At 48.9% G+C, this 14,817-nt stretch carries 18 protein-coding genes, 2 tRNA genes and 1 rRNA gene; 15 read left to right on the top strand and 6 right to left on the bottom strand.

Annotation, left to right across the window (positions count from 1 at the left end):
• The first annotated feature begins 10 nt into the window (after window positions 1-10).
• From rpsD to ACMYSL_RS02700, 6 genes are all read left to right on the top strand, one after another.
• A complete protein-coding gene (gene rpsD / locus ACMYSL_RS02675) occupies window positions 11-631 on the top strand; it encodes a 30S ribosomal protein S4 (RefSeq protein WP_004125897.1) in 621 nt (206 codons plus the stop codon).
• Window positions 632-656: 25 nt separating this feature from the next.
• Window positions 657-1,646 carry a DNA-directed RNA polymerase subunit alpha gene (locus ACMYSL_RS02680; RefSeq protein WP_002919219.1) on the top strand — a complete coding sequence of 330 codons (990 nt, stop codon included), beginning with the start codon at window positions 657-659 and terminating at the stop codon, window positions 1,644-1,646.
• 40 nt (window positions 1,647-1,686) lie between these two features.
• Entirely contained in the window at window positions 1,687-2,073 is a 387-nt protein-coding gene (rplQ, locus tag ACMYSL_RS02685; protein ID WP_001216372.1) for a 50S ribosomal protein L17, read from the top strand.
• 107 nt (window positions 2,074-2,180) lie between these two features.
• A complete protein-coding gene (locus ACMYSL_RS02690; RefSeq protein ID WP_434661314.1) occupies window positions 2,181-2,552 on the top strand; it encodes a DUF1992 domain-containing protein in 372 nt (123 codons plus the stop codon).
• Window positions 2,552-2,977, top strand: a complete 426-nt coding sequence (gene zntR / locus ACMYSL_RS02695) for a Zn(2+)-responsive transcriptional regulator (RefSeq protein WP_112217271.1) — start codon at window positions 2,552-2,554, stop codon at window positions 2,975-2,977. Before ACMYSL_RS02690 ends, zntR begins: the two co-directional genes overlap by 1 nt.
• A 56-nt stretch (window positions 2,978-3,033) precedes the next feature.
• Window positions 3,034-3,249 (top strand): alternative ribosome-rescue factor A, encoded by a 216-nt coding sequence (locus ACMYSL_RS02700; protein ID WP_110275035.1) that lies wholly within the window; start codon window positions 3,034-3,036, stop codon window positions 3,247-3,249.
• On the opposite strand, the gene mscL is transcribed toward ACMYSL_RS02700, so the two are convergent.
• The 5 genes from mscL to def all read right to left on the bottom strand — a co-directional run bounded on the left by mscL (window position 3,250) and on the right by def (window position 8,013).
• Entirely contained in the window at window positions 3,250-3,663 is a 414-nt protein-coding gene (gene mscL, locus ACMYSL_RS02705; RefSeq protein ID WP_182235105.1) for a large-conductance mechanosensitive channel protein MscL, read from the bottom strand.
• 140 nt (window positions 3,664-3,803) lie between these two features.
• Complete coding sequence (gene trkA / locus ACMYSL_RS02710; RefSeq protein ID WP_110275039.1) at window positions 3,804-5,180, bottom strand: Trk system potassium transporter TrkA; 1,377 nt, start codon at window positions 5,178-5,180, stop codon at window positions 3,804-3,806.
• 13 nt (window positions 5,181-5,193) lie between these two features.
• Window positions 5,194-6,489 (bottom strand): 16S rRNA (cytosine(967)-C(5))-methyltransferase RsmB, encoded by a 1,296-nt coding sequence (rsmB, locus tag ACMYSL_RS02715; RefSeq protein WP_434661315.1) that lies wholly within the window; start codon window positions 6,487-6,489, stop codon window positions 5,194-5,196.
• A 52-nt stretch (window positions 6,490-6,541) separates the two neighbouring features.
• Window positions 6,542-7,489 carry a methionyl-tRNA formyltransferase gene (gene fmt, locus ACMYSL_RS02720; RefSeq protein WP_434661316.1) on the bottom strand — a complete coding sequence of 316 codons (948 nt, stop codon included), beginning with the start codon at window positions 7,487-7,489 and terminating at the stop codon, window positions 6,542-6,544.
• Between the two features lie 14 nt (window positions 7,490-7,503).
• Entirely contained in the window at window positions 7,504-8,013 is a 510-nt protein-coding gene (def, locus tag ACMYSL_RS02725; protein WP_112217276.1) for a peptide deformylase, read from the bottom strand.
• Window positions 8,014-8,144: 131 nt separating this feature from the next.
• Between def and dprA the strand changes: the two genes are divergently transcribed.
• From dprA to ACMYSL_RS02755, 6 genes are read left to right on the top strand one after another with little or no spacing between them, the layout of a single operon-like run.
• Window positions 8,145-9,269 (top strand): DNA-protecting protein DprA, encoded by a 1,125-nt coding sequence (gene dprA / locus ACMYSL_RS02730; RefSeq protein WP_434661317.1) that lies wholly within the window; start codon window positions 8,145-8,147, stop codon window positions 9,267-9,269.
• The gene (gene smg, locus ACMYSL_RS02735; RefSeq protein ID WP_004125874.1) at window positions 9,241-9,714 is read left to right on the top strand and encodes a DUF494 family protein Smg; all 474 of its coding nucleotides are present in this window, start codon (window positions 9,241-9,243) and stop codon (window positions 9,712-9,714) included. The genes dprA and smg overlap by 29 nt, the downstream gene beginning before the upstream one ends.
• A 27-nt stretch (window positions 9,715-9,741) precedes the next feature.
• Window positions 9,742-10,284, top strand: a complete 543-nt coding sequence (locus ACMYSL_RS02740; RefSeq protein WP_142513300.1) for a DNA topoisomerase family protein — start codon at window positions 9,742-9,744, stop codon at window positions 10,282-10,284.
• A 3-nt stretch (window positions 10,285-10,287) separates the two neighbouring features.
• Window positions 10,288-10,860, top strand: a complete 573-nt coding sequence (gene tsaC / locus ACMYSL_RS02745) for an L-threonylcarbamoyladenylate synthase type 1 TsaC (protein ID WP_434661318.1) — start codon at window positions 10,288-10,290, stop codon at window positions 10,858-10,860.
• Window positions 10,861-10,863: 3 nt separating this feature from the next.
• Window positions 10,864-11,682: a shikimate dehydrogenase gene (gene aroE, locus ACMYSL_RS02750; protein ID WP_434661319.1), complete on the top strand. Its 819-nt coding sequence runs from the start codon at window positions 10,864-10,866 to the stop codon at window positions 11,680-11,682.
• Complete coding sequence (locus ACMYSL_RS02755) at window positions 11,679-11,936, top strand: DUF1488 domain-containing protein (protein ID WP_112217281.1); 258 nt, start codon at window positions 11,679-11,681, stop codon at window positions 11,934-11,936. Before aroE ends, ACMYSL_RS02755 begins: the two co-directional genes overlap by 4 nt.
• On the opposite strand, the gene ACMYSL_RS02760 is transcribed toward ACMYSL_RS02755, so the two are convergent.
• The gene (locus ACMYSL_RS02760) at window positions 11,912-12,466 is read right to left on the bottom strand and encodes a gamma carbonic anhydrase family protein (protein WP_182235098.1); all 555 of its coding nucleotides are present in this window, start codon (window positions 12,464-12,466) and stop codon (window positions 11,912-11,914) included. The two genes, ACMYSL_RS02755 and ACMYSL_RS02760, sit on opposite strands and share 25 nt — an antisense overlap.
• A gap of 471 nt (window positions 12,467-12,937) precedes the next feature.
• Here ACMYSL_RS02760 and ACMYSL_RS02765 point away from each other — a divergent pair.
• The 3 genes from ACMYSL_RS02765 (at window position 12,938) to ACMYSL_RS02775 (ending at window position 14,809) form a co-directional block, all read left to right on the top strand.
• Window positions 12,938-14,477: ribosomal RNA gene (locus ACMYSL_RS02765) — 16S ribosomal RNA — on the top strand.
• Window positions 14,478-14,547: 70 nt separating this feature from the next.
• Window positions 14,548-14,624, top strand: a tRNA-Ile gene (locus ACMYSL_RS02770).
• Window positions 14,625-14,733: 109 nt separating this feature from the next.
• Window positions 14,734-14,809 (top strand) — tRNA-Ala (locus ACMYSL_RS02775).
• Window positions 14,810-14,817 lie beyond the last annotated feature (8 nt).

Below are 14,817 nucleotides of genomic sequence, written 5' to 3' on the forward strand. Positions count from 1 at the left end.
GAGAAAGAAAATGGCAAGATATTTGGGTCCTAAGCTCAAGCTGAGCCGTCGTGAGGGCACTGACTTATTCCTTAAGTCTGGCGTTCGCGCGATCGATACCAAGTGTAAAATTGAACAAGCTCCTGGCCAGCATGGTGCGCGTAAACCGCGTCTGTCTGACTATGGTGTGCAGTTGCGTGAAAAGCAAAAAGTTCGCCGTATGTACGGTGTGCTGGAGCGTCAGTTCCGTAACTATTATAAAGAAGCAGCACGTCTGAAAGGCAACACTGGTGAAAACCTGTTGACTCTGCTGGAAGGTCGTCTGGACAACGTTGTATACCGTATGGGCTTCGGCGCGACTCGTGCTGAATCACGTCAGCTGGTTAGCCACAAAGCTATCATGGTAAACGGTCGTGTTGTTAACATCGCTTCTTATCAGGTTAAAGCGAATGACGTTGTCAGCATTCGTGAGAAAGCGAAAAAGCAATCTCGCGTGAAAGCCGCTCTGGAGCTGGCTGAGCAGCGTGAAAAGCCAACCTGGCTGGAAGTTGATGCTGGCAAGATGGAAGGTACGTTCAAGCGTCAGCCAGAACGTTCTGATCTGTCTGCGGACATTAACGAACACCTGATCGTCGAGCTTTACTCCAAGTAAAGCTTAGTACCAAAGAGAGGACACAATGCAGGGTTCTGTGACAGAGTTTCTAAAACCGCGCCTGGTCGATATCGAGCAAGTGAGTTCGACGCACGCCAAGGTGACCCTTGAGCCTTTAGAGCGTGGCTTTGGCCATACTCTGGGTAACGCACTGCGCCGTATTCTGCTCTCATCGATGCCGGGTTGCGCGGTGACCGAGGTTGAGATTGATGGTGTACTTCATGAGTACAGCACCAAAGAAGGCGTTCAGGAAGATATCCTTGAAATCCTGCTCAACCTGAAAGGGCTGGCGGTGAGAGTTCAGGGTAAAGATGAAGTCATCCTTACTTTGAATAAATCTGGCATTGGCCCTGTGACCGCAGCCGACATTACCCATGACGGTGATGTCGAAATCGTCAAGCCGCAACATGTGATCTGCCACCTGACCGATGAGAACGCTGCTATTAGCATGCGTATCAAAGTTCAGCGCGGTCGCGGTTATGTGCCGGCTTCTGCCCGAATTCATTCGGAAGAAGATGAGCGCCCAATCGGCCGTCTGTTGGTCGACGCATGCTACAGCCCAGTAGAGCGTATTGCCTACAATGTTGAAGCAGCGCGTGTAGAACAGCGTACCGACCTGGACAAGCTGGTCATCGAAATGGAAACCAACGGTACAATCGATCCTGAAGAGGCGATTCGTCGTGCGGCAACCATCCTGGCAGAACAACTGGAAGCTTTTGTTGACTTACGTGATGTACGTCAGCCGGAAGTGAAAGAAGAGAAACCAGAATTCGATCCGATCCTGCTGCGCCCTGTTGACGATCTCGAATTGACTGTCCGCTCTGCTAACTGCCTCAAGGCAGAAGCTATCCACTATATCGGTGATCTGGTACAGCGTACCGAGGTTGAGTTGCTGAAAACGCCGAACCTGGGTAAAAAATCTCTTACTGAGATTAAAGACGTGCTGGCTTCACGTGGTTTGTCTCTGGGCATGCGCCTGGAAAACTGGCCACCGGCAAGCATTGCTGACGAGTAACCGGATCACAGGTTAAGGTTTTACTGAGAAGGATAAGGTCATGCGCCATCGTAAGAGTGGTCGTCAACTGAACCGCAACAGCAGCCATCGCCAGGCTATGTTCCGTAACATGGCTGGTTCGCTGGTTCGTCATGAGATCATCAAGACGACCCTGCCGAAAGCGAAAGAACTGCGTCGCGTAGTTGAGCCGCTGATTACTCTTGCCAAGACTGATAGCGTAGCTAATCGTCGTCTGGCATTCGCCCGCACTCGTGATAACGAGATCGTGGCAAAACTGTTTAACGAGCTGGGCCCGCGTTTCGCGAGCCGCGCCGGTGGTTACACTCGCATTCTGAAGTGTGGCTTCCGTGCAGGCGACAACGCGCCGATGGCATACATCGAGCTGGTTGATCGCTCTGAATCGAAAGCAGAAGCTGCTGCAGAGTAATCTGTGGTAACGTAAAAAAACCCGCCCAGGCGGGTTTTTTTATATCCTCTATCATTCCGCTTCACTACAATATCTGTACTATTTTTGTTCATCCCCGGAGCCGTATCATGTGGTTACTGGATCAGTGGGCAGAGCGCCATATCCTCGATGCTCAAAACAAAGGTGAATTCGATAATCTTCCCGGCTGCGGAGAACCGCTTATGTTGGATGATGATTCACATGTTCCACCAGAGCTACGCGCCAGTTATCGGTTGCTTAAAAATGCAGGCTATTTACCTCCCGAGCTGGAACATCGAAAAGAAGCAATCATGCTTGTTGACTTACTCAGGAACGTTCAGGAAAACGAGCCGTGCTATGTGGAGTGGAGTCGTCGTCTTGCCCTGGTTGAACTAAAACTACGGCAAGCAGGTCTTAATACTGACTTTTTGCGTGGCGATTATGTAGATAAGTTAGTGCATAAGATTAATGAGGAGCAATAATGTATCGCATCGGTGAACTGGCAAAATTGGCAGACGTTACTCCCGATACCATTCGCTATTATGAAAAGCAGCAGATGATGGAGCATAACGTACGTACTGAAGGAGGATTTCGTCTCTATTCTGACAATGATCTGCAGAGACTCCGTTTTATTCGTTACGCCAGGCAATTGGGTTTCACATTGGAATCGATTCGCGAACTTCTTTCGATCCGAATAGATCCGGAGCATCATACTTGCCAGGAGTCGAAAGGTATCGTTAAGGCTCGTTTAAGGGAAGTTGAATCTCGGATCAAAGAGCTACAAACTATGCGTCGGTCATTGCAGCGGCTTAATGACGCATGCTGTGGGACCGCACACAGTAGTATTTATTGTTCGATCCTTGAGGCGCTTGAGCAAGGAGCCAGTAGCCAAAACGCAGAGCGTTGATTTCTACATCGCGCAGATCTACACTTGCATCGATTTTTTACTAATCAGGAGAGTTTATGAGCCACTATCAACATACTAAAGGGAAAATAAAAGATAACGCCATTGAGGCACTACTTCATGACCCCTTGTTCAGGCAGCGAGTTGAGAAGAATAAGAAAGGAAAAGGAAGTTACCAGCGTAAAGATAAACATATGGGACGTAATGAGCGGGAGGCCAGTGGCAAGAAAGTGGAGCACTTTTTTACCACTGGCCTTTTGCTTTTAATATTCTAATTAAGAACGGTTGTTTTGTTCTTTTAGCAAGTCACGAATTTCACTAAGCAAGACTTCTTCTTTGCTTGGGGCCGGCGGCGCAGCTGGAGTCTCTTCTTTTTTACGGTTTAGTCTATTTATCAGTTTGATTGCCATAAAAATGGCAAATGCAACGATGACAAAATCAAAAACGTTTTGGATGAATACACCATAGTGCATGACGACTGCGGGGATATCCCCCTGTGCATCACGAAGCGTAACCGCAAACTGTTTAAAATCGATCCCGCCAATAAGCAAACCTAGTGGTGGCATGATTATATCGGCGACTAGTGACGATACAATCTTACCGAATGCGGCACCAATGATGACACCGACAGCCAGGTCAACAACATTCCCGCGCATCGCGAATTCGCGAAATTCTTTTAAAAAACTCATTTTATTCTCCTTGGGCCAACCAACACTGATAAGTTTAACAAATGTATTCCTATTTTCCATTGCCAGGGAATAATTGCATAGAAATATTATCCATTGATAAATAAGGGATAAAGGAAAGGCGCCAGCATGACGCCTGAAAACTACAGGAAGAAGGGACTTGGTTGGAAGAGTCTCTCAACATCGGAGATAAATTTTTTGTCAGTCAGGAACATAATGACATGATCGCCTTGCTCAATACGCAGATTGTTATTAGCTATCATGACATCATTACCGCGTACAACGGCGCCAATGATGGTTCCTGGGGGAAGTTTAATCTCATCGATCGCTCGGCCGACTACCCGTGAAGTGCTTTCATCACCATGAGCCACAGCCTCAATGGCTTCCGCAACTCCGCGTCGTAGTGAAGAAACGCCGACAATATCCGCCTTACGAACGTGGCTAAGTAGTGCAGATATTGTTGCCTGCTGTGGTGAGATCGCAATGTCGATCACGCTACCCTGAACAAGATCAACATAGGCGCGACGTTGGATGAGTACCATGACTTTTTTGGCCCCCATACGTTTAGCTAACATCGCAGACATAATATTGGCTTCATCATCATTGGTGACTGCAATGAAGAGATCAACTTGATCAATATGCTCCTCAGCCAGTAATTCCTGATCTGAGGCGTCTCCGTAAAAGACAATGGTATTTTGCAGTTTCTCTGCGAGTTCCGCTGCGCGCTGCTGGTTGCGCTCAATAAGTTTGACGCTGTAATCTTTCTCCAGTCGATGAGCAAGCCCAGCTCCGATGTTTCCTCCGCCGACCAGCATAATGCGCTTGTAGGGTTTCTCCAGGCGCTGAAGTTCGCTCATCACTGCGCGGATATGCTGAGATGCGGCGATGAAAAACACTTCGTCACCAGCTTCAACGATTGTTGACCCTTGCGGCCTGATTGGTCGATCGTGGCGGAAAATAGCCGCTACGCGCGTATCAATATGTGGCATATGTTCGCGCATAGTTGAAAGTGCATTACCGACCAGAGGACCGCCATAATAGGCCTTAACCACAGCCAGGCTGACTTTCCCTTCCGCAAAATTAACAACCTGTAGGGCGCCAGGATACTCAATTAAGCGATATATATTATTAATTACCAGCTGCTCTGGTGCAATCAGGTGGTCAATAGGGACAGCTTCTGAGTGAAAGAGCTTATCAGCATCGCGTACATAATCTGGAGAACGGATACGGGCAATACGATTTGGAGTATTAAATAGCGAATAGGCGACCTGGCAGGCTACCATGTTGGTTTCATCTGAGTTGGTGACTGCAACCAGCATGTCTGCATCGTCTGCACCAGCTTCACGTAGTACGCGTGGGTGCGAGCCATGCCCCTGCACTACACGCAGATCGAATTTATCCTGCAAGCTGCGAAGACGATCGCCATTAGTATCAACTAGTGTAATATCGTTGTTCTCTCCAACTAGATTTTCCGCGAGAGTTCCGCCTACCTGTCCAGCGCCAAGAATAATAATCTTCATCAGCAGTGACCTGTTATTTCCGGTTTTTAATCAGCTTAGCGTAAAAGAATCCATCACCTTCTTCTGGCCCAGGGAGATTTTGCAATCCTGGTTTCTCAAGAGTTCCCGTTGTGCTCAACTCTGCATCTGATGTGCGAGTAAGGAAAGCTGCAATTTGCTCACAGTTCTCTTCTGGCAAAATTGAGCAGGTGGCGTAAACCAGTGTTCCGCCGGGCTTTAGATGGGGCCAAATGGCATCAAGAATTTTGGCCTGCAATTGTGCTAACTCGGCAATGTCACTATCGCGCCGCAACCATTTGATATCCGGATGGCGACGAATAACCCCTGTTGCGGAGCAAGGTGCGTCAAGCAGGATGCGATCGAATATTTCATCACCACACCATTGCTCTGGAGAGCATCCATCACCCTGTTTAACCTGCGCCTTGAGGCCAAGGCGTTTAAGATTGTCATAGACGCGGGAAAGTCGCTGTTCATCAATATCAACGGCCATTACGCTAGCCTGTGGTGCAACTTCCAGGATATGGGTTGTTTTGCCGCCAGGTGCCGCGCAGAGGTCGAGAATCCTTTCTCCGTTCTCGGGGGTTAAATAATGCATACAACCTTGCGCTGAAGCATCCTGGACTGTAACCCAACCTTCATCAAAACCCGGTAAGGAATGAACAGGGGCTGGAGATGCCAGACGAACAGCATCCGGGTAGCCTGAATGTGCAAAGCCTTGTAATCCTGCTTCTTTCAGTAACTCGAGCCATTCATCGCGAGAGTGATGGGTACGGTTAACGCGTAACCACATTGGCGGGCGTTGATTATTGGAATCTGCAATCTCCTGCCACTGCTGCGGCCAGGCCTGTTGAATGCGTTTAAGTAGCCATTTGGGGTGGAGGAAGCGATTTTCGGTTTGTGCAAATTCAGCCAGCAGTTCTTCCTGTTGGCGTTGAAACTGACGCAACACTCCGTTAATAAGCCCCTTCAACTGGGGACGTTTAACGGCGACTGCACCTTCCACCGTTTCTGCCAGTGCGGCGTGAACAGGAATGCGGGTGTACAGCAACTGATATAAACCCACCATGATTAAAAAATGAATAGTGCGCTGCTTGCCCTTCATCGGGCGATCCATCAGTTTATTGATTAACCATTCAAGCTGATTCAGCGTGCGCAGAACGCCAAAACACAGCTCTTGCAGCAGGGCTTTATCTTTTTCACTGACTTTCTGCTGTAACGGAGGCAAAACGTTACTTAACGATTGTCCTTGTTCAACGACTTGCTCAATTGCCTGGGCAGCCAGGCTGCGTAAGTTAAGATTTTTTTTCATAAGAGTAAAAATAAAAATGCCCGGCGAAACCGGGCTTTAGAAGAGAGAACCGTCAGGCGAGACGATGACCGGGGATAAACCACTCCCGACGAGAATTCAGCAAGTCCTGTGCACTCATTGCTTTTTTACCCGCTGGCTGCAGCGATTCCAGATTTAGGATACCGTCACCAGTTGCCACCTGGATACCCAATTTGCTGACCGCCACGATAGTGCCGGGTTCAGCACTGCTTGTATCGGTGCTAACCGATGCACGCCAGACTTTTACTGGTTGTTCATCAATTTCTAGCCAGCTTATTGGCCATGGATTGAACGCCCGAATGCAACGTTCAAGCTGCACGGCAGAAAGTGACCAGTCAATACGCGCTTCTTCTTTGCTTAGCTTCTCGGCATAGCTGACTAACGTTTCGTCTTGTACTTCAGGTTTTGCTGTACCACTGACTAGTTGAGCCAGAGTTTCCAGTAATCCTTGTGGTCCAAGAACCGCCAATTTATCGTACAAGCTACCGCTGGTGTCTTCTCCAGTAATTGGGCAAGACAGTTTATACAACATATCACCAGTATCGAGCCCTACGTCCATTTGCATAATGGTCACGCCTGTCTCGGTATCACCAGCCCATAATGCACGCTGGATTGGCGCCGCACCGCGCCAACGTGGCAACAAAGAACCGTGAACGTTGAGGCAACCCAGACGTGGCATGTCCAGAACCTGCTTGGGGAGGATTAATCCATAAGCAACTACAACCATCACATCGGCGTTCAGCGAGGCAACCAACTGCTGATTTTCCTGCGGGCGCAGTGAAGAGGGTTGAAATACCGGCAGGCCATTTGCTTCCGCCAGTATTTTGACAGGACTCGGCATGAGTTTTTTGCCACGACCTGCAGGCCTGTCTGGCTGAGTGAATACACCGACGATCTCATACTCAGATGACAACAGTGCGTCAAGATGACGCGCTGCAAAATCGGGCGTTCCCGCAAAAATTATACGTAATGATTGTGACACGTTAGTCCTTGTCTTCAGGCTCGTGCGTTCAGGCGATCCAGTTTTTCAACTTTCTGGCGGATACGCTGTTGCTTAAGCGGGGACAGATAATCAATAAATAGTTTGCCTACTAGATGATCCATTTCATGTTGGATACAAATAGCCAGTAAACCATCGGCTGACAGTTCAAACGGCTTACCTTCACGATCCAGTGCCCGAATCCTTACTTTTTCGGCACGTGGTACCAATGCACGCTGCTCAGGAATGGAAAGGCAGCCTTCCTCAATCCCAGTTTCACCGTCTTTTTCCAACAATTCTGGATTAATTAACACCAGACGCTCTTCTCGATTCTCTGACACATCAATAACAATAATACGCTGATGGATGTCCACCTGCGTAGCGGCCAGACCAATGCCTTCCTCAGCGTACATTGTCTCGAACATATCATCGACGATACGCTGAATTTCCGCATTCACTTCTTTGACCGGCTCAGCGACTTTGCGAAGGCGCTCGTCCGGAATATGTAACACTTGCAAAACTGCCATAAAGATCCAGAGTTGTATTCAGGAGTTGATAAGATTATTAGCTCTATTCTAGACAAAACCCCCCGCAATTGACAGTCTCGCTGTCCAATCGCAAAGATTGCTAAAGCCGCTTATGGCAGAGGGGGATAGGGATGACGCCTACAGAAATTTGGTTACGCCTGATGAAAGTGAGCAGCCTGTATGGCGACGAAATGGTGATGGTTGCTCATCAGTTATGTTCAATCCCAACAATAGATCATGAGAGTTTGAATGCCTGCGGTTTGAATAAGGTGCAATCGAAACATTTTCTTGGAATTAATCAACATGAGATTGATACAACACTGCAATGGCTGGAACGACCAAATTGTTATCTACTCACTGCTGACGATCCTCTCTATCCTCCCCAGCTACGAGCAATTGTGGACTATCCTGGCGCACTTTTAGCTTGTGGTGATCCGGTATTACTGAGCAGCCGACAGTTAGCCGTAGTGGGCAGTCGCGCGCATTCATGGTATGGCGCTCGTTGGGGGAAAATGTTTTGTGAGGTTTTAGTTCGCTATGGCATTACGATCACTAGCGGATTGGCTTTAGGTATTGATGGTATAGCTCATCGTGGTGCACTGGAGGGGCAAGGAAAAACCGTTGCCGTTTTAGGAAATGGTTTAAGAGAGATTTATCCTCGCCGCCATCAAGCATTAGCAGAACAGATAACTAGCAGTGGAGGCGTTGTACTCTCCGAATTTCCTCTTTTTACTCCCCCATTACCGGGCAACTTTCCCCGTCGTAACCGGATTATCAGTGGATTAAGTGTTGGCGTATTGGTTATCGAGGCAGCATTAAAAAGTGGCTCATTAGTGACTGTTCGCTGTGCTCTGGAACAGGGAAGGGAAGTCTTCGCATTACCCGGACCTATTGGTAGTCCTGGTTCCGAAGGTCCACATTGGCTTATCAAGCAAGGAGCCATTCCAGTTACCGCACCGGAAGATATAGTTGAATATTGGCAGCATGAGCTGCTATGGGTCTTCGATGAGCCTGATAACGTAAATAATTGCGACAATCAGCCACCTGTAGCATTGCCATTTCCAGAGCTCCTGGCTAACGTAGGAGATGAGGTAACACCTGTTGACGTTGTCGCTGAACGTGCCGGCCAATCTGTGCCAGTGACCGTAGCTCAGCTACTTGAACTGGAGTTAGCAGGCTGGATCGCAGCTGTACCCGGCGGCTATGTCCGATTAAGGAGGGCAAGCCATGTTCGACGTACTCATGTATTTGTTTGAGACTTACATCCATAACGAAGCAGAAATGCGAGTGGACCAGGATAAACTGACTCGGGATCTTACCGATGCTGGTTTTGAACGGGAGGACATCTATAACGCGCTGATGTGGCTCGAGAAACTGGCTGACTATCAAGAGGGCCTTGTTGCGCCCATGCAGCTTGCTTCTGACCCACTCTCCTTACGAGTATATACCGATGAGGAGTGTCAGCGTTTGGATGCGAGCTGCCGAGGATTCTTATTATTCCTTGAGCAAATTCAGGTGTTGAACCTCGAAACGCGGGAAATGGTGATAGAACGCGTACTGGCGCTGGATACGGCAGAGTTCGATTTGGAGGATCTGAAGTGGGTCATCCTGATGGTGCTGTTTAATATTCCGGGCTGCGAAAACGCCTATCAGCAAATGGAAGAATTACTCTTCGAAGTAAATGAAGGTATGCTGCATTAATCTTTTCGCAGCGACACTAGAGTTGTTATGACCAAATCAGCACTGTTTTCGGTGCGTAAAAACGAGCCTTGCCCCCAGTGTGGGGCTGAACTTGTAATACGTTCTGGGAAACATGGGCCTTTTCTCGGCTGTTCACATTATCCGGACTGTGATTATGTCCGTTCCCTGAAGAATCAGGCGGACGGGCATATTGTCAAAGTTCTGGAGGGTCAGGTGTGTCCGTCTTGCGGCGCCATATTGGTACTGCGGCAAGGACGTTTTGGTATGTTTATTGGTTGTAGCAACTATCCAGAATGTGAGCATACTGAACTCATTGATAAACCTGATGAGACTGCAATAGCCTGCCCGCAGTGTAGTCAGGGACATCTGGTCCAACGTCGTTCACGTTTCGGAAAAAACTTTTATTCCTGCGATCGCTACCCTGATTGTCAGTTCGTCATTAATTTTAAGCCAGTGGCGGGTGAGTGCCCAGAGTGTCATTACCCTCTACTAATCGAAAAGAAAACGGTGCAGGGCGTAAAGCGTTTTTGTGCCAGCAAACAATGTGGAAAGCCGACACCGGCGGAATAATCAGTGAATAATAACCTGCTCTCAGAAACCATCGCACATGCAGTTTCGGTCCTGAACAATGAACTTGTCATCGCCTATCCTACGGAAGCTGTTTTTGGCGTCGGCTGTGATCCCGATAGCGAAAAAGCTGTCATGCATTTGTTGGCGCTTAAACAGCGACCGGTTGATAAAGGACTGATTCTAATCGCCGCTAACTTTGAACAGCTCAAACCTTATATTGATGATTCACAACTTAGCGATGAGCGGCGTGCTGCTATTTTTTCCTGCTGGCCTGGGCCGGTGACCTTTGTATTCCCTGCTCTCAATTCTACACCCCGCTGGTTGACCGGCCGTTTCGATTCTCTGGCAGTGCGAGTAACGGATCACCCGCAGGTAGTTGAGTTATGTGAGGCTTACGGTAAACCATTGGTTTCTACTAGCGCCAATTTATCTGGTGAGCCACCTTGCCGTACGACTGCTGAGGTTTATGCGCAGTTTGGCGCTAGCTTCCCGGTAGTTGATGGGGTAACCGGTGGGCGTCAGAATCCTTCTGAAATACGTGATGCCTTGACGGGCGAACTCTTCCGCCAGGGATAACTTATGGAAACCTACGCAGTATTTGGACACCCGATTGCTCATAGCAAGTCACCATCTATTCATCAGCTCTTTGCGAAGCAGCTGCAGATTACGCATCCATATGGGCGAGTCCTGGCTCCCCTTGATGATTTCGTAAATACTCTTAACGCTTTTTTTGGTGATGGTGGCAAGGGAGCTAACGTCACCGTTCCTTTCAAAGAAGAGGCTTTCGCGCGAGCAGATGAGTTAACCGAACGCGCGGCACTGGCCGGTGCTGTTAATACCTTTAAACGGCTGGAGGATGGCCGGTTGCTGGGGGACAACACCGATGGCGTGGGGCTACTGAGTGATTTAGAACGACTCGATTTCATTAAACCTGGTTTTCGGGTTCTGCTTATTGGTGCAGGTGGTGCTTCACGTGGCGTATTGCTGCCTCTTTTATCGCTGGATTGCGCTGTCACTATTGTGAATCGTACATTTTCGCGTGCGCATGAACTGGCAACGCTGTTTGCTCATACTGGCAGCGTCCGTGCTCTGGATATAGAAGCATTAAATGATCAGGTGTTTGATCTCATCATTAATGCCACATCTAGCGGTATTGAAGGAGAAGTCCCTGCTATCCCCGTTTCGCTAATCAACACTCATGTCTATTGCTATGACATGTTTTATCAGAAAGGTTGCACGCCATTTTTACGTTGGTGTCAGCAACATGGTACTAAAAGATGTGCAGATGGGCTGGGAATGCTGGTGGCACAGGCCGCACACTCAGTACTATTGTGGCACGGTGTTCTGCCGGAAATTGCCCCTGTAATTCTGGCTTTGCATGAGGAATTGAACACGTGAACCAGGCTATTCAATTTCCCGACAGGGAAGTATGGGATGACGAGCGTCAGTGTATCGCTTTTCCAGCATTAGTTAACGGTATGCAACTGATCTGTGCCATAAAGCTAACAACGCTTCAGCAACGTTTTGGTGACGAAGATCCCGAACTGTGCCTGGCCGCATTTCGTGAGCATCGTTGGGATCTGGAAGAGGAAGCCCACGAATTAATCTGCGACCAGCAAGAAGACGCTCAAGGATGGGTCTGGTTTTCCTGAGCCAGATAATCATTTTTCCATTTCACATAGTTGTTTGCTGAATACCTTAGCCCCACAATTTCCGCCTCCGTGAGGGGGCGTATTTGTTTAACCGGGTTGCCAAAATAAAGGTAGCCGCTTTCCAGACGTTTGTTTTGTGGAACCAGACTACCGGCACCAATCATGACGTCATCCTCCACAATGACACCATCCAGTACAATCGACCCCATACCAACCAGCACGCGGTTAGCTATAGTGCAGCCGTGCAGCATAACTTTATGACCAACGGTCACATCATCGCCAATAATCAGTGGATTGCCATGTGGATTATATGAAGACTTATGAGTGACATGTAAGACGCTGCCGTCCTGAATGTTGGTGCGCGCGCCTATTTCCACATAATTCACATCACCGCGAATTGTGACCATTGGCCAAATACTGACATCATCATCAATTCTGACATCGCCGATCACCACGCTACTGGTGTCGATCATCACGTTTTGACCTATTTTCGGGGATAAATCTTTATAACGACGTAGATTCACAGGCATGCTTACCTCAATAAACCAGGGGATGAAGAGACTTTGGTAGCTTTTGGGACCATCTGCAACCCTTTGGCGTGGTAAAAATTAGGCGAATTGAGTATAAACCCTGCGAAAAGGGTGAAAAAACATCATTTGGAAAAAAAGATCTAAAAAAGGCTTGTGCAAAAAGATGGGATCCCTATAATGCGCTCCCACTGACACGGCAGATGTGAATCACTTCACACAAACAGCCGGGTCGGTTGAAGAGAAAAACCTGAAAATAAGAGGTTGACTCTGAAAGAGGAAAGCGTATTATACGCCACCTCGCAACGGTGAGCAAAAGCCGCGTTGCACTGCTCTTTAACAATTTATCAGACAATCTGTGTGGGCACTCAAAGTGACATGGATTCTTAACGTCGCAAGACGAAAAATGAATACCAAGTCTCTGAGTGAACATACGTAATTCATTACGAAGTTTAATTCACGAGCATCAAACTTAAATTGAAGAGTTTGATCATGGCTCAGATTGAACGCTGGCGGCAGGCCTAACACATGCAAGTCGAGCGGTAGCACAGAGAGCTTGCTCTCGGGTGACGAGCGGCGGACGGGTGAGTAATGTCTGGGAAACTGCCTGATGGAGGGGGATAACTACTGGAAACGGTAGCTAATACCGCATAACGTCGCAAGACCAAAGTGGGGGACCTTCGGGCCTCATGCCATCAGATGTGCCCAGATGGGATTAGCTTGTTGGTGAGGTAACGGCTCACCAAGGCGACGATCCCTAGCTGGTCTGAGAGGATGACCAGCCACACTGGAACTGAGACACGGTCCAGACTCCTACGGGAGGCAGCAGTGGGGAATATTGCACAATGGGCGCAAGCCTGATGCAGCCATGCCGCGTGTATGAAGAAGGCCTTCGGGTTGTAAAGTACTTTCAGCGAGGAGGAAGGCATTGAGGTTAATAACCTTAGTGATTGACGTTACTCGCAGAAGAAGCACCGGCTAACTCCGTGCCAGCAGCCGCGGTAATACGGAGGGTGCAAGCGTTAATCGGAATTACTGGGCGTAAAGCGCACGCAGGCGGTCTGTCAAGTCGGATGTGAAATCCCCGGGCTCAACCTGGGAACTGCATTCGAAACTGGCAGGCTAGAGTCTTGTAGAGGGGGGTAGAATTCCAGGTGTAGCGGTGAAATGCGTAGAGATCTGGAGGAATACCGGTGGCGAAGGCGGCCCCCTGGACAAAGACTGACGCTCAGGTGCGAAAGCGTGGGGAGCAAACAGGATTAGATACCCTGGTAGTCCACGCTGTAAACGATGTCGACTTGGAGGTTGTTCCCTTGAGGAGTGGCTTCCGGAGCTAACGCGTTAAGTCGACCGCCTGGGGAGTACGGCCGCAAGGTTAAAACTCAAATGAATTGACGGGGGCCCGCACAAGCGGTGGAGCATGTGGTTTAATTCGATGCAACGCGAAGAACCTTACCTACTCTTGACATCCAGAGAACTTAGCAGAGATGCTTTGGTGCCTTCGGGAACTCTGAGACAGGTGCTGCATGGCTGTCGTCAGCTCGTGTTGTGAAATGTTGGGTTAAGTCCCGCAACGAGCGCAACCCTTATCCTTTGTTGCCAGCGGTTCGGCCGGGAACTCAAAGGAGACTGCCAGTGATAAACTGGAGGAAGGTGGGGATGACGTCAAGTCATCATGGCCCTTACGAGTAGGGCTACACACGTGCTACAATGGCATATACAAAGAGAAGCGACCTCGCGAGAGCAAGCGGACCTCATAAAGTATGTCGTAGTCCGGATCGGAGTCTGCAACTCGACTCCGTGAAGTCGGAATCGCTAGTAATCGTGGATCAGAATGCCACGGTGAATACGTTCCCGGGCCTTGTACACACCGCCCGTCACACCATGGGAGTGGGTTGCAAAAGAAGTAGGTAGCTTAACCTTCGGGAGGGCGCTTACCACTTTGTGATTCATGACTGGGGTGAAGTCGTAACAAGGTAACCGTAGGGGAACCTGCGGTTGGATCACCTCCTTACCTTAAAGAACCTGCCTTTGTAGTGTCCACACAGATTGTCTGATGAAAAATTAGCAGTAAAAATCTCTGCAGGCTTGTAGCTCAGGTGGTTAGAGCGCACCCCTGATAAGGGTGAGGTCGGTGGTTCAAGTCCACTCAGGCCTACCAAATTTGCCCTGATACTGTGTTGTGAAACGACTCGCATACGTCAGTATGCTTCGTCATTTCACGCCTTGTCTCAGGACAAATTATCGGTACAGAGATAAGTTTTTACGATGGGGTTATAGCTCAGCTGGGAGAGCGCCTGCCTTGCACGCAGGAGGTCTGCGGTTCGATCCCGCATAGCTCCACCATCCTTTTA

Source organism: Klebsiella sp. MISC125, from assembly GCF_051131775.1.
Lineage (GTDB): Bacteria > Pseudomonadota > Gammaproteobacteria > Enterobacterales > Enterobacteriaceae > Klebsiella.

Coding starts and splice junctions, on each gene's coding strand:
- rpsD (WP_004125897.1), top strand. CDS start 11: ATGGCAAGATATTTGGGTCCTAAGCTCAAGCTGAGCCGTCGTGAGGGC.
- ACMYSL_RS02680 (WP_002919219.1), top strand. CDS start 657: ATGCAGGGTTCTGTGACAGAGTTTCTAAAACCGCGCCTGGTCGATATC.
- rplQ (WP_001216372.1), top strand. CDS start 1,687: ATGCGCCATCGTAAGAGTGGTCGTCAACTGAACCGCAACAGCAGCCAT.
- ACMYSL_RS02690 (WP_434661314.1), top strand. CDS start 2,181: ATGTGGTTACTGGATCAGTGGGCAGAGCGCCATATCCTCGATGCTCAA.
- zntR (WP_112217271.1), top strand. CDS start 2,552: ATGTATCGCATCGGTGAACTGGCAAAATTGGCAGACGTTACTCCCGAT.
- ACMYSL_RS02700 (WP_110275035.1), top strand. CDS start 3,034: ATGAGCCACTATCAACATACTAAAGGGAAAATAAAAGATAACGCCATT.
- mscL (WP_182235105.1), bottom strand. CDS start 3,663: ATGAGTTTTTTAAAAGAATTTCGCGAATTCGCGATGCGCGGGAATGTT.
- trkA (WP_110275039.1), bottom strand. CDS start 5,180: ATGAAGATTATTATTCTTGGCGCTGGACAGGTAGGCGGAACTCTCGCG.
- rsmB (WP_434661315.1), bottom strand. CDS start 6,489: ATGAAAAAAAATCTTAACTTACGCAGCCTGGCTGCCCAGGCAATTGAG.
- def (WP_112217276.1), bottom strand. CDS start 8,013: ATGGCAGTTTTGCAAGTGTTACATATTCCGGACGAGCGCCTTCGCAAA.
- dprA (WP_434661317.1), top strand. CDS start 8,145: ATGACGCCTACAGAAATTTGGTTACGCCTGATGAAAGTGAGCAGCCTG.
- smg (WP_004125874.1), top strand. CDS start 9,241: ATGTTCGACGTACTCATGTATTTGTTTGAGACTTACATCCATAACGAA.
- ACMYSL_RS02740 (WP_142513300.1), top strand. CDS start 9,742: ATGACCAAATCAGCACTGTTTTCGGTGCGTAAAAACGAGCCTTGCCCC.
- aroE (WP_434661319.1), top strand. CDS start 10,864: ATGGAAACCTACGCAGTATTTGGACACCCGATTGCTCATAGCAAGTCA.
- ACMYSL_RS02760 (WP_182235098.1), bottom strand. CDS start 12,466: ATGCCTGTGAATCTACGTCGTTATAAAGATTTATCCCCGAAAATAGGT.